Raw genomic sequence first — 12,333 nt, 5'->3', positions numbered from 1 at the left:
ATCATGAGCATCCTCAATGGCCCGCGACTGAATTTCTGGGGTGGTATCCGCACGGATGTCAGCCTGCCGAATAATTCACCCACCATTCCTTATGACGGCGATGACAACTGGCCGATCTTTGACCTGACCACTTCGACGTTGGCATCGGGTGCCCAGTCTTACACCGACGATCAGTTGAACAACATGATCAATGCGCCCACGGGCGATTACTACACCGCCGGAGGCTGGAATCACTACGGGCAGCATGTCGTCGACATGCAGAATGCGCTGATCAGTTCCCAAGGCAGCCCGGGCAGCGTCAGTACCACCGGGGATATGGTGGGCCAGCCGGTCTATCTGCTGGGTTCCGTGGACCCGGTCACCGGACAGGGGCCGGTATCAGGCCCGATGATGGTGGACCTCGACCCCACCTCGACCACCACCACCCAGATATTTGTCGGTGGCCTGCAAATCGGTAGCAGCAGCAACATCCAGTTGCTGATTCACGCCAACACGGTTTGCAGCAGCCAGGATCTCGGCAAGCGGGTGCTGCAACCGACGCCGAAGGAGCTGGATGCACCTGGTTCTTGCCGTATCAGCGGCACCTTCCAGCTGACCTTTCCACTGAGCAGTATCGTCAGCTGGAACCAGAACAGCATCGGTTTGCGATCGATCATCCAGGCACCGGGTGCCACCGGAATCGTGCTGCGCTTCGTGATGTTCGAAATGTGCCCGACAATGACCACGCCCCAGTTGCAGGCCGATTATGCCGCCGGCCGAGACACCCCGAACCCGAGCATTGGCCGGGTCATCGGCACATTGGCGCCGGCGTTCGCCAATGAGCCGCTGGACTGTCAGGCGGGCCGTCAGATCGTCAATCAAGGCACGGGCGGCACCGGCTACGCAGACATGAGCAACGCGGGCATGCTGAGCGTCGACATGGTCAACATCATTCCGAAACAGACGTTCAGGGCCGTCAGGGATGATATCACCAGCCCTATCGGACCTAACGGCAATTACGGGCCCGTCACCTTGGCAGCCGGTGAGACCACCCTGAGCACACTCGATCCGACCAGCAGTCCCCTGTTCGACTATTACGTGTATGGCGGCATTGTCGATCTGCCGCTCAATACAGCCCAACAGTCGGCGGTCAGATCCTCGGCGCTGGCCATCAGCGCCCCCGGCACGGTCGCCGGGACCAAGCTGCTGGCAACAGAGTCTGTCTATCGAATCTACGCGGATCAACGCAGCGTCTATACCGAGGACTACCCGCAGGGCCTGTCGATTACGCTGCAGGTCCGGTATCTCGGTGCTGCGGTGACCAGCACGACTGAAATCGATCTCACCGCCGCGCCCCCGGGACCGTATTACACGCAACAGCGCTACTGCGACTTCCTTTATTTCCCCCCTGCGCTGACGGTGAGCCCCGGTCAGTTGTCCGTCACGTTCTCCGTCAACGTAAAACCCGCAGCGGCACCCCTCGCAGGTTTCGTCGCCCTGACCTACACCGTCAACGGTCAGGACAGCGGCACGTATTTCACCAACTTCCGCAAATACGCTCAGACCGACTTCGGCATCCCCAAAGGCACCACCATCACCTGGGAGCAGATGTACCCGAACGTCCTGCGTTTTCACTACCTGGCCTTCCCGGCCATGTCTCGCTACATCCCGCTGAATCAGCCGGACGCGATCATGGGCGCGAAGAACCCGATCCTCGCCCGAACCTCGGATGCCTACAAAGGCACCACGCTGTTCATGCCCGTGGTGCGCTCGATGTCGGCCTCTCAGCGGGCGCTGTTGCGGGCCTATCTCACGGGCGAGCCGTGGCAGCCGCCGCAGTAATCGCGCCCCTTCGCCTCTGGAGAGAAATCCATGACCGTACACATTCCTGCGCGCCCCCGCGAGACGCTGCGCCCGAGCACGATCATCGCTGAAGGCCTGCTGAACCCACGCGGTGCCTGCCTGCAAGCCGACGGCAGCCTGCTTTTGGTCGAAGCGGGCTCGGGCCTGCCCGACCAGCCCTTCAGTGGTCGCATCAGCCGATTGCGCCCCGACCCGCTCCACCCCGGCGCCTGGCTCGCCCGGGAAACCCTGGCCCAGGGTTTTCGCTCGATGAACATGCAGGCCCGCATGCTGCGCGATGAAATCATGGGGCTGTCGGACGTGGCCTGTGGCGACGGGCGCTGCCTGGTCAGCCAGACCGATTACGTTGCGGGTTCGAAACTGCTGGACCTGCAATACACCCCGCCCGAACCGATATTTCACAGCCGGGGCAATCTCAACGCTTTGTGTTATCACCCGACCCGCCGTAGCTGGCTGGCGGTCAAACCCGATACCAATCAACTGGTGGAATTCAGCTCAGGCGAGGACGAGCAGGTACTGGTGCAATTGCCCGATCTGGACATGGGCCAGGAAGCCGTGCCGGTCACACTGATCCACGAACCGGCGACAGACGCCGTGCTGATCAGTCTGTTCTCCGGAGAACTGCACAACGACCCCGCCCGCAAAGGCATCGACTTCGATGATCAGGCCGGTCAGGTGATTCGGGTCTGGCCCGACACCGGCAGAATCGAAGTGCTGATCCGCGGCCTGCAATTGCCCACCGGACTGGCGCTGTGCCCACAAGGCAACGTCCTGGTGCTGGAGCTTTGCAGCCATCTGCAACAACCGTTGCCCCCCGACTGGAACGGCCAAACCCTGCATGGCGGTTTCACCCGGTTCAGCGGGCGCCTGTTGAGCTGCAATCTGCAAACCGGCGAAGTGGCCGTACTCGCCCGTGACCTGGATACCCCGTCCAACCTGTGTCTGGTGCAGGATGCGGTGCTGGTGAGCGAAGGCATGGGGTTGACCGGGCGACCGTTGCCCACGCCGGATAACAAGGTGGTTGCGTTGAGTGGCAAGCTGCGTCGGGTACAGCTCTGAAAAAACAAGGCGCGGCTTGTGGAAGCCGCGCCTTCCGTTTACTGAGTCACCACAATCTTGCCGATCATCTGCGGATGCAGCACACAAAAGTACTCGTACTCGCCCGGCGTATTGAATACCCACGAAAAACTGTCATTAGTGTCCAGTGCCCCGGAGCGAAACACCTTGTGGGTTTCAGCCACGGTGTGCGGGATCTGATCGTCATTGACCCACGTCACCCTGGTGCCCACCGCCACGGTCAAATCCTTGGGGCCGAACATGAACTCCTTGATATCGACCTTTACCTCCTGTGCCCATACGGGCATCGACAAAAACAGGCAAAGCACTGCCAACAGTCGCGCTTTCATTGAGCCATCCTCCCCTAAACCAGTGTCGAGTCGATCAGCGCCAACGGATGATCGCCCTGCGTCGCCCGCACCTCGGTGATCCCCAGATAGTTGCGCAACTGATCCGCCGCCACCGTCATCGGCCCCGGTGACGGCGCTGCCCCGGGTGCCGGTTGCGGATACGCCGTACCTCGGGCGGTGTGGAAGGTAATGTTGCCTTCGACCTTCTGGATCACCTGATGGATGTGCCCGTTCAGCACCGTCACCGAACCGTACTTGCGCAGCATCGCGATTGCCTGGTCGCCGTCCTCGGTGCCCCAGCCCCAGGGCTGATAGATCGTCCACAGCGGAATGTGGGTGAACACCACGATCGGCGTGCTGCTCGATACCGCACGCAGATCATCGGCCAGCCACGCCAGTTGGTCGGCGCCGAGGTTGGCTTCATGTCCGGCCTGGAAGTTGAAGACATTCACCAGCGCGATGAAATGCACGCCATGATCATCGAAGCTGTACCAGCCGTTGCCTTTGGTGCCTTTGCCGTAGCGTTCCAGATAGAGCTTGCCGCCGCCCTCGTCGAGGGTGTCGTGTTCGCCGGGGATGTAATGCACGGTGGACGGCAGGCCTTTGAGTACCTGCGCCGCCGTGTCGAACTCCTCAGGCTTCGACAAGTGCGTGATGTCGCCGGTGTGCAGGATCAGCGACGGCCGTTTCGGCAGCGCGATGACCTTGTCGATCGCCACTTGCAGGGTTTTCACCGGCTCAGGATTGGCTTCCTTGTTGAAGCCGATGTGCGAGTCACTGATCTGCACGAAATGAAAGGTGCTGGCCATCGCTTCGGGATCGCTGACGTTACCCGCCTCATCCATCGCAAAGGCTCTGGGAATGCCGCCGCTCAAGGCCCAGAGCACCCCGGCCCCGGCCCACGCCGAGCACTTGAGCAACGTTCGCCGGTCCGGGTTGCTCAGCAAACCGTCGGTGCGCAGTGGATGTTTTGTTTGATTGTCCATCGGTGGGCCCTCGCTGGCGGACTACAGTGATGTAGCTGACACCAGAGAGAACTTTGTGGCCCGGGCATTTATTCCACGCCGCAAAACAAATTCTTTTCAGGGAATAAATCTCGACGCATCACGGTTATAGGGGGGTGACGGTGCGGAAGCCACTATGAATCGATTCGAGGAACTGATTGCGCCGCACCTGGACGCGGCTTACAACCTCGCGCGCTGGATCACGGGCAGTGACAGCGCCGCACGGGACGTGGTGCAGGAAAGTGCCCTGCGCGCCTTCCGGTTTTTGCAGCGTTTTGCCGATGGCAATGCCAAGGCCTGGTTCCTGACCATCGTGCGCAACGAAAGCTACACCTGGCTCAAGGCCTCGGCCGGGCGCCACTGGGTCGCCTTCGATGAAGAGATCGAAAAGAACGAAGGTGCTTTGAGCCACAGCCAGACGCCGGAACTGCTGGCCATTCACACGGAAAACGCGGCATTGATCCACCAGGCTCTGAGCGCCTTGCCGCCAACCTTTCGCGAGGTCATTGTGCTCAAGGAACTCGAAAACCTGCCTTACAAGGACATTGCGCTGGTGGTCGACATTCCCATCGGCACCGTCATGTCGAGGCTGGCCCGGGCACGGGCGATGCTCAAGCTCGAATTACTGAAGTTGTACGATCATGAATGAATTCGACTGCACGGTTTGCCAGACACGACTGCAGGGTTATCTGGATCAGGAGCTCGATCCGGCAACCGCTGCGAATGTCACGGCGCATCTGGCCACCTGCGCAGACTGCGCGCGGCTGCATGATGAGGCGAAACTGTTGAAGGTCAGCGTGAAGCGCCATGCACCGTATTACTCCGCACCGGCATCGCTGACGGCCAGCGTGCTCGCCGCCGTTGCACCGGCTCCGCCGAGCCCGTTCGAGCGTTGGCGAAAATGGCTCGCCCCGGCATTTTCCACTGCCGCTCTGGCCTTGGCGATGGTGCTTTACGTGGCAACGCCGGGCAGCGAACAGCCATTGATGGAGGAAGCGGTTTCCAGCCATGTGCGCTCGTTGATGGGCGCTCATCTGAACGATGTGGTGTCGTCCGACCGTCATACCGTCAAACCCTGGTTCACCGGCAAACTCGACTTCTCGCCGCCGGTGGTCGACTATTCGGCGCAGGGTTTTCCACTGCTCGGCGGGCGGCTGGATTATCTGCAGCACCAGACCACCGCAGCGCTGAGTTACGGCCGGGCCAAACACATCATCAATGTGTTCATTCTGCCGACGACAGACGCCGACAAACCCACGCAGAGCCAGTCGATTCGCGGCTTCAACGTGGTCTCCTGGCAGGTCGATCACATGCGTTTCGTGCTGGTGTCCGACGTTGAAAAAAGCGAGCTGGAGGCGTTCGGTCAGTTACTCAGAAACGGCGCTTGAGAAGACGTAACGCCTCTTTCAGCGACAGGATCGCTTCAAGGTTTCGCTCGGCAATTCATTGAACAACGCCCGATAGCTATTGGAAAAACGCCCCAGGTGCCAGAACGACCAGTTCATGGCCACTTCGGCCACGGTCGTTTCATGGGATGAACGATTGAGCAACTCACGGCGTGCACTGTTGAGCCGGCGCAAACGCAACCACCGGGTCGGCGACATCCCCGTGTAAGCCTTGAAGGTCTGCTGCAGTTGCCGCAACGACACCCCGGCCACCTGGGCCAGCTCCAGCAGGTTGAGGGTTTCTTCCGGCGAGTCCGCCGCCCACTCCCCCACCCGCTTCATGGTCTGCCGCTCTTGCGTGCGACGCTGCAAACCACCGCTGTCGAGACACACCCGGGCGTTATCGAGGATAAACAGGCAGTCCTCCAGCAACTGCTGGGTCAAAGCCTCTTTGTCTGGCTGATCCGGGGCTTGCGACAACTTCGTGAGCGTTGAACTCAACCAGCGACTGAACAGTGCGTTCTGCGCGCCGTTGAGTGGCGCCATGAACAGGCCTTCCAGCCTGGCCACGTCGAGGCCGTTGCGCCGGACGAATTCCGGGCCGAACACCACGGCGATTTCCTGGTAGTTCTCCGGGGTGATCCAGATGTTGCGGCTCTCTTCGTTCAGCAGATAGAGGGCGTTGTCACTGCGATCGAAGCAGAACGCCAGGGCACCCGACGGCGCACTGAAATTCTGCTCGACCCGGGTGTTCATCTGTTCTTCGTAGACCTCCACACCCTGCAAATCCAGATAACGGATTCGCCCGGCGAAATGCCCCGGCGACATCTGTTGGTAATGCTGGACCCAGCCCGGTGTCGCACGGATCTGCTCGGCGACATCGGCGGTGTTGAAAGCTTGAACCTGTAGCGGATTACACGTTGTCATGGGAGACCTTGCGCACTCTTTTGGTGCGCTTTGGTGCTGCTGAAAGTGGATAGATCGAACGTCAAGGCCCGCCCAAGATAGTCGTCAACGCGCCACAGGGGAAGTCTGCGAAAGATGAAATCGCACTTCCCCCGCGTCAACAAAACCAACGACGAGGTCTTTATGAATGCCCCTTTCGATCAGCTGTTCACATGGCTGAAAGATCACAAGATTACCGAAGTGGAATGCGTGGTCAGCGACCTGACCGGCATCGCCCGCGGCAAGATTGCACCGACCAACAAGTTCCTGCATGAGCGAGGCATGCGCCTGCCGGAAAGTGTGCTGCTGCAAACGGTAACCGGGGATTTTGTCGACGACGACATCTACTACGACCTGCTCGACCCGGCCGATATCGACATGGTCTGCAAACCGGTGAGCGACGCGGTGTACGTGGTGCCATGGGCCATCGAGCCGACGGCCATCGTGATCCACGACACCTTCGACAAGTTCGGCAACCCGATTGAACTGTCGCCGCGCAACGTGTTGAAGAAAGTCCTGCAGCTCTATACCGACAAAGGCTGGAAGCCCATCGTCGCGCCGGAGATGGAGTTCTACCTGACCCAGCGCTGCGAAGACCCGGACCTGCCGTTAAAGGCGCCGCTGGGCCGTTCCGGTCGGGCTGAAAGCGGTCGTCAGTCGTTTTCCATCGATGCGGCCAACGAATTCGATCCGCTGTTCGAAGACGTCTACGACTGGTGCGAACTGCAAGGCCTGGACCTGGACACGTTGATTCACGAAGACGGCCCGGCGCAGATGGAAATCAACTTCCGTCACGGCGATGCGCTGGATCTGGCCGACCAGATCACCGTGTTCAAGCGCACCCTGCGTGAGGCCGCACTCAAGCACAATGTGACCGCGACCTTCATGGCCAAGCCGATTGGCGATGAGCCCGGCAGTGCCATGCATCTGCACCAGAGCGTGGTGGAAATCGCCACCGGCAAGCCGATTTTCGCCAACGCCGACGGCAGCATGAGCGACCTGTTCCGTCATCACATCGGCGGTCTGCAAAAGCTGATCCCGAAAGTGCTGCCGATGTTCGCGCCGAACGTCAACTCGTTCCGCCGCTTTCTGCCGGACACCTCGGCGCCGGTCAACGTCGAATGGGGCGAGGAAAACCGCACGGTCGGCCTGCGGGTTCCGACGTCCGGGCCTGAGGCGATGCGCGTGGAAAACCGCTTGCCCGGCGCCGACGCCAATCCGTACCTGGCGATTGCAGCCAGTCTGTTGTGCGGCTACATCGGCATGGTCGAGGGCATCGAACCGAGCGCTGCCGTCGAAGGCCGCGCCTATGAGCGCCGCAACCTGCGCCTGCCGATCACCATCGAAGAAGCCCTGACACAGATGGAAGAATGCGACACCGTCGCCGAGTACCTGGGCAGCAAGTTCGTGCGTGGCTACGTCGCGGTGAAGCGTGCCGAGCATGAAAACTTCAAGCGCGTGATCAGTTCCTGGGAGCGTGAGTTCCTGCTGTTGAGCGTTTAACCAACACACACGACCCCTGTTGGGGCTGGCTTGCCAGCTCCCACAGGGGACCGTGCCCACTCGAAAAATCCAATAATTCGAAGAGGTGTCGCCATGCGTCTGTTGAAATCCCTGATCCCTGCCGCTCTGGCATTGGCTTGCAGTGCAGGTGCCCAGGCCGAACCCCAGGTCAGCGTCTATAACTGGACCGATTACATCGGCGAAACCACCCTCGCCGACTTCCAGGCCGGCAGTGGCATCAAGGTGATCTACGACGTCTTCGACTCCAACGAAACCCTCGAAGGCAAACTGCTCGCCGGTCGCACCGGTTACGACGTGGTGGTGCCGTCCAACCACTTTCTGGCTCGTCAGGTGAAAGCCGGGGCGTTCCTCAAACTGGACCGCTCGCAACTGCCGAACTGGAAGAACCTCGACCCGAAACTGCTGGCATTGCTCGAGAAGAACGATCCGGGCAACCAGCACTCGGTGCCGTATCTCTGGGGCACCAACGGCATCGGCTATAACGTCGACAAGGTCAAGCAGGTACTGGGCGTTGACAAGATCGATTCCTGGGCGGTGCTGTTCGAACCGGAGAACCTGAAGAAACTCACCCAGTGCGGCGTGTCGATGATGGACTCGGCGGATGAAGTGTTCCCGGCGATTCTCAACTACATGGGCATGGACCCGCGCAGCGAGAACCCGGAAGACTTCAAGAAGGCCGAGGCCAAACTGCTGAGCATCCGCCCGTACATCACCTACTTCCATTCCTCGAAATACGTGACCGACCTGGCCAACGGCGACATCTGCGTGGCGTTCGGTTACTCCGGCGACGTGTTCCAGGCCGCCAACCGCGCCAGGGAAGCGAAGAACGGCGTGAACATTGCCTACGCGATTCCCAAGGAAGGCGCGAACCTGTGGTTCGACCTGCTGGCCATCCCAGCCGACGCGGCCAACACCAAAGAGGCTCACGCTTTCATCAATTACCTGCTCGATCCGCAAGTGATCGCCAAAGTCAGCGCCCAGGTCGGTTACGCCAACCCGAACCCCGCGGCCAAGCAATACATGGATGTGGCACTGGTCAGTAATCCAGAGGTGTATCCGCCTCAAGAGGTGCTCGACAAACTCTACATTTCCACCACCCCGCCCCAGTCGATCATGCGTCTGATGACTCGTTCCTGGAGCAAAGTGAAGTCGAACAAATGAATCAGTACACCCACGAACACACACGCTCCTACTACGCCGCTTCGGCCCGTTCGAGCACGCGCTACCCTGTGCTGGACACCGACCTGACCGTCGATGTCTGCGTGATCGGCGGCGGTTTCACCGGCGTCAACACCGCCATCGAACTGGCACAGCGCGGCCTTTCGGTGGTCTTGCTCGAAGGTCGACGTATCGGCTGGGGCGCCAGCGGGCGCAACGGCGGCCAGTTGATTCGTGGCATCGGTCATGAGATCGAAGGTTTTTCCCGCTACGTCGGCACCGAAGGCGTGCGCTACCTGCAACAGGCCGGCGTCGATTCGGTGGAACTGGTGCGCCGTCGAGTCGTCGACCACGGGATCGAGTGCGACTTGCGCTGGGGTTTTTGCGAACTGGCCAACACCACCGCACAGTTCGAGGCGTTCAAGGTGGAACAGGACAGTCTCGCAGCCTCGGGTTACGCCCACGAAACACGGCTGGTCAACCCTGAAGACATTCGCCGCCAGGTCGTCGATTCGGGTGTCTATAAGGGCGGCCTGATCGACATGGGTTCAGGCCATCTGCACCCGCTCGATCTGGTTCAGGGCGAGGCGCGACTCGCGGCATCGCTCGGCGTGCGGATCTTCGAACAGAGTCCGGTGCTGGAAATCATCCACGGTGCGACGGTACAAGTGCGTTGCGCCTCGGGCACGGTGCGTGCCGGCAGTCTGGTGCTCGGTTGCAACGCACATCTGGACGAACTCGAGCAACGGCTCAGCGGCAAAGTGCTGCCGGCGGGCAGCTACATCATCGCCACCGAGCCGTTGTCGAAGGAGCGCGCCGATGTACTGATTCCGCAAAACCTCGCACTCTGCGACCAGAAAGTCGGCCTCGACTATTACCGGCTCTCGGCAGACCGCCGGCTGTTGTTCGGCGGTGCCTGCCATTATTCCGGTCGGGATCCGTCGGACATCGCTGCCTATATGCGACCGAAAATGCTCAAGGTCTTTCCTCAACTGGCGGATGTGCGTCTCGACTATCAATGGGGCGGCAAGATCGGCATCACCGCCAATCGCTTCCCGCAGGTCGGGCGACTCAAACAGCAGCCGAACGTGTTCTACGCCCAGGGGTATTCCGGCCATGGCCTGAACGTCACGCACTGGTGCGCAAAGTTGCTGGGCGAAGCGATCCATGCCGGTCACAGTCAGGGCATGGACGTGTTCAGCGGCGTGCCGCACATGACGTTCCCGGGTGGCCCTGCGTTGCGCTCGCCGCTGCTGGCACTGGGGATGTTCTGGTATCGCCTGCGGGAAATGCTGGGCTGAAGCCAGCCGATTTGCTCTATCGCAAAGCACTTCTATATTGATGAAGTGCTTTTGCGTTCCTGACGCTCAGTGCCCAATACACTCTGGAGGTCATGGATGGAGTCGTCAGCCGCCGACAAACCGCAGGCACCCGGCCAGGCCCCGATCAAGACCCGGCGTTTCAGCATTTCGCTGGTGTGGATCGTGCCGATTGTCGCGGTGTTGGTGGGCATTTCGCTGGTAGTGCACAACGTGATGCAGGAAGGCCCGACCATCGTCGTCACCTTCAAGACCGGCAGTGGCCTGACCGCCAACAAGACCGAAGTCAAATACCGCAACGTGGTGGTCGGCCATGTCTCGGACGTCGAGCTGAGCGACGATCAAAAGAGCGTCAACGCCACGATCAAACTGGCCAAGCAGGCCGAAACCTTTACCCGCGAAGACTCGAAATTCTGGGTGGTGCGCCCACGCATCGGCGCCGGCGGCGTTTCGGGCATCGACACGTTGCTGTCCGGCGACTACATCGGTGCCGACATCGGCCAGTCAGGTTCACGCGCCAAATACTTCAAGGGCCTGGAAAACCCGCCACCGATCACCTACGGCGAGCCGGGCAAACGCTTTAACCTTCACACCCAGGATTTGGGGTCGCTGGATATCGGTTCACCGGTCTATTACCGCAAGATCCCGGTCGGTCAGGTGGTGGCCTATGCGCTGGATGGCGATGGCAAAGGTGTGAATATCGAAGTGTTCATTCATGCGCCGAACGATGCCTTCGTCACCGAAAACACCCGTTTCTGGAATGCCAGCGGCATTGACGTCAATGTCGGCGCCAATGGCTTTGCCGTGAAAACCGAATCGCTTTCAACCTTGCTGATCGGCGGCATCGCCTTTCGCGCTCCGGACTACAGTCCCAACGACGTCGCCGCCGCCGAAGAAAAGACGTTCGACCTGTTCGAAGACCAGCAGACCGCCCTCGCCCCGCCTGCCGGCAAGCCGCAGTACCTGAGCCTGCGTTTCGATCAGGCGATGCGCGGCCTCAAAGTCGATGCGCCGGTGGAATTCCTCGGTATGGAAATCGGCCGGGTGGTAAGCGTCAACCTGGATTACGACGAGAAGAAACGCAGCTTCCCGGTGAGTGTCGGCATCGTGATCTACCCGCAACGCCTCGGCCGGGCCCACGAAAAAATGCTCAAGGTGCTCAGTCACAATCCGGATGACGAAGCCGCCGCTGTACGCCTGATCGGCACGTTCATCGACAACGGTCTGCGCGCGCAGGCTCGTAGCGGCAACCTCTTGACCGGTCAGCTGTACATCGCACTGGATTTCTTCCCCAAGGCCGAAAAGGTCGCGTTTGACCCGACCGTTCGCCCGATCGTCATTCCCACCATTCCCGGTAGCCTCGAACAGTTGCAGGAAAAACTCGAAGCCATGGTCGACAAGCTCAACAAACTGCCGGTGGAGCGTATTGCCGGTAATCTGGACGGCAACCTCGTGGAACTGCGCAAAAGCCTGACCCAGTTCAATGCCAAGACCTTGCCGAGCGTGCAAAACACCCTGACCGACGTCAGCAAGACCCTGCAATCGGCCAATTCGACCCTGGCCGAAGATTCGCCGCAACGGGAAAAACTCACCCAGACCCTCGACGAACTCGGGCGCATGTCGCGCTCGTTGCGTGAACTGTCGGATTACCTCGGTCGCCATCCGGAATCGCTGGTTCGCGGTCGTCCCGACAACGCTGCGCCGCTGGATCTCAAGGGACCGCCGCGCAATTGAGCACAGGAGCCTTGCC

General features: G+C 60.5%; 11 protein-coding genes. 8 read left to right on the top strand and 3 right to left on the bottom strand.

Features of this window, described 5'->3' with window-relative positions:
- Window positions 1-3 precede the first annotated feature (3 nt).
- Window positions 4-1,821 (top strand): hypothetical protein, encoded by a 1,818-nt coding sequence (locus ACK6BI_RS13260; RefSeq protein WP_409317404.1) that lies wholly within the window; start codon window positions 4-6, stop codon window positions 1,819-1,821.
- Between the two features lie 30 nt (window positions 1,822-1,851).
- The gene (locus tag ACK6BI_RS13255) at window positions 1,852-2,901 is read left to right on the top strand and encodes a hypothetical protein (protein WP_409317403.1); all 1,050 of its coding nucleotides are present in this window, start codon (window positions 1,852-1,854) and stop codon (window positions 2,899-2,901) included.
- A gap of 38 nt (window positions 2,902-2,939) precedes the next feature.
- Here ACK6BI_RS13255 and ACK6BI_RS13250 read toward each other — a convergent pair whose 3' ends face one another.
- Window positions 2,940-3,248 carry a cupredoxin family copper-binding protein gene (locus tag ACK6BI_RS13250; RefSeq protein WP_409317402.1) on the bottom strand — a complete coding sequence of 103 codons (309 nt, stop codon included), beginning with the start codon at window positions 3,246-3,248 and terminating at the stop codon, window positions 2,940-2,942.
- A gap of 14 nt (window positions 3,249-3,262) precedes the next feature.
- Entirely contained in the window at window positions 3,263-4,234 is a 972-nt protein-coding gene (locus ACK6BI_RS13245) for a metallophosphoesterase family protein (RefSeq protein ID WP_409317401.1), read from the bottom strand.
- A 154-nt stretch (window positions 4,235-4,388) separates the two neighbouring features.
- On the opposite strand from ACK6BI_RS13245, the gene ACK6BI_RS13240 reads away from it, so the two are divergent.
- Both ACK6BI_RS13240 and ACK6BI_RS13235 read left to right on the top strand, forming a co-directional pair.
- Window positions 4,389-4,901 (top strand): sigma-70 family RNA polymerase sigma factor, encoded by a 513-nt coding sequence (locus ACK6BI_RS13240; protein WP_409317400.1) that lies wholly within the window; start codon window positions 4,389-4,391, stop codon window positions 4,899-4,901.
- Window positions 4,894-5,640, top strand: a complete 747-nt coding sequence (locus tag ACK6BI_RS13235; protein WP_409317399.1) for an anti-sigma factor family protein — start codon at window positions 4,894-4,896, stop codon at window positions 5,638-5,640. Before ACK6BI_RS13240 ends, ACK6BI_RS13235 begins: the two co-directional genes overlap by 8 nt.
- 18 nt (window positions 5,641-5,658) lie before the next feature.
- Here the strand turns inward: ACK6BI_RS13235 and ACK6BI_RS13230 are convergent, their stop codons facing one another.
- Window positions 5,659-6,564, bottom strand: a complete 906-nt coding sequence (locus ACK6BI_RS13230; protein ID WP_409317398.1) for a helix-turn-helix domain-containing protein — start codon at window positions 6,562-6,564, stop codon at window positions 5,659-5,661.
- Window positions 6,565-6,726: 162 nt separating this feature from the next.
- Here ACK6BI_RS13230 and ACK6BI_RS13225 point away from each other — a divergent pair, with 162 nt between their 5' ends.
- The 4 genes from ACK6BI_RS13225 (at window position 6,727) to ACK6BI_RS13210 (ending at window position 12,317) form a co-directional block, all read left to right on the top strand.
- Window positions 6,727-8,085 carry a glutamine synthetase family protein gene (locus tag ACK6BI_RS13225; protein ID WP_065257395.1) on the top strand — a complete coding sequence of 453 codons (1,359 nt, stop codon included), beginning with the start codon at window positions 6,727-6,729 and terminating at the stop codon, window positions 8,083-8,085.
- Between the two features lie 93 nt (window positions 8,086-8,178).
- Entirely contained in the window at window positions 8,179-9,267 is a 1,089-nt protein-coding gene (locus ACK6BI_RS13220) for a polyamine ABC transporter substrate-binding protein (RefSeq protein ID WP_409317397.1), read from the top strand.
- Entirely contained in the window at window positions 9,264-10,565 is a 1,302-nt protein-coding gene (locus tag ACK6BI_RS13215) for an NAD(P)/FAD-dependent oxidoreductase (protein ID WP_409317396.1), read from the top strand. The genes ACK6BI_RS13220 and ACK6BI_RS13215 overlap by 4 nt, the downstream gene beginning before the upstream one ends.
- Before the next feature lie 96 nt (window positions 10,566-10,661).
- Complete coding sequence (locus ACK6BI_RS13210) at window positions 10,662-12,317, top strand: intermembrane transport protein PqiB (protein WP_409317395.1); 1,656 nt, start codon at window positions 10,662-10,664, stop codon at window positions 12,315-12,317.
- Window positions 12,318-12,333: the final 16 nt, after the last annotated feature.

The organism is Pseudomonas sp. KCJK9016, assembly GCF_046231795.1.
GTDB classification, from domain to species: Bacteria; Pseudomonadota; Gammaproteobacteria; order Pseudomonadales; family Pseudomonadaceae; genus Aquipseudomonas; species Aquipseudomonas bananamidigenes.
This window is presented reverse-complemented; position numbering and strand designations above follow the sequence as displayed.

Bases quoted from the DNA above. Each gene is read 5' to 3' on its own strand.
- ACK6BI_RS13260 (WP_409317404.1), top strand. From the start codon at position 4: ATGAGCATCCTCAATGGCCCGCGACTGAATTTCTGGGGTGGTATCCGC.
- ACK6BI_RS13255 (WP_409317403.1), top strand. From the start codon at position 1,852: ATGACCGTACACATTCCTGCGCGCCCCCGCGAGACGCTGCGCCCGAGC.
- ACK6BI_RS13250 (WP_409317402.1), bottom strand. From the start codon at position 3,248: ATGAAAGCGCGACTGTTGGCAGTGCTTTGCCTGTTTTTGTCGATGCCC.
- ACK6BI_RS13245 (WP_409317401.1), bottom strand. From the start codon at position 4,234: ATGGACAATCAAACAAAACATCCACTGCGCACCGACGGTTTGCTGAGC.
- ACK6BI_RS13240 (WP_409317400.1), top strand. From the start codon at position 4,389: ATGAATCGATTCGAGGAACTGATTGCGCCGCACCTGGACGCGGCTTAC.
- ACK6BI_RS13235 (WP_409317399.1), top strand. From the start codon at position 4,894: ATGAATGAATTCGACTGCACGGTTTGCCAGACACGACTGCAGGGTTAT.
- ACK6BI_RS13230 (WP_409317398.1), bottom strand. From the start codon at position 6,564: ATGACAACGTGTAATCCGCTACAGGTTCAAGCTTTCAACACCGCCGAT.
- ACK6BI_RS13225 (WP_065257395.1), top strand. From the start codon at position 6,727: ATGAATGCCCCTTTCGATCAGCTGTTCACATGGCTGAAAGATCACAAG.
- ACK6BI_RS13220 (WP_409317397.1), top strand. From the start codon at position 8,179: ATGCGTCTGTTGAAATCCCTGATCCCTGCCGCTCTGGCATTGGCTTGC.
- ACK6BI_RS13215 (WP_409317396.1), top strand. From the start codon at position 9,264: ATGAATCAGTACACCCACGAACACACACGCTCCTACTACGCCGCTTCG.
- ACK6BI_RS13210 (WP_409317395.1), top strand. From the start codon at position 10,662: ATGGAGTCGTCAGCCGCCGACAAACCGCAGGCACCCGGCCAGGCCCCG.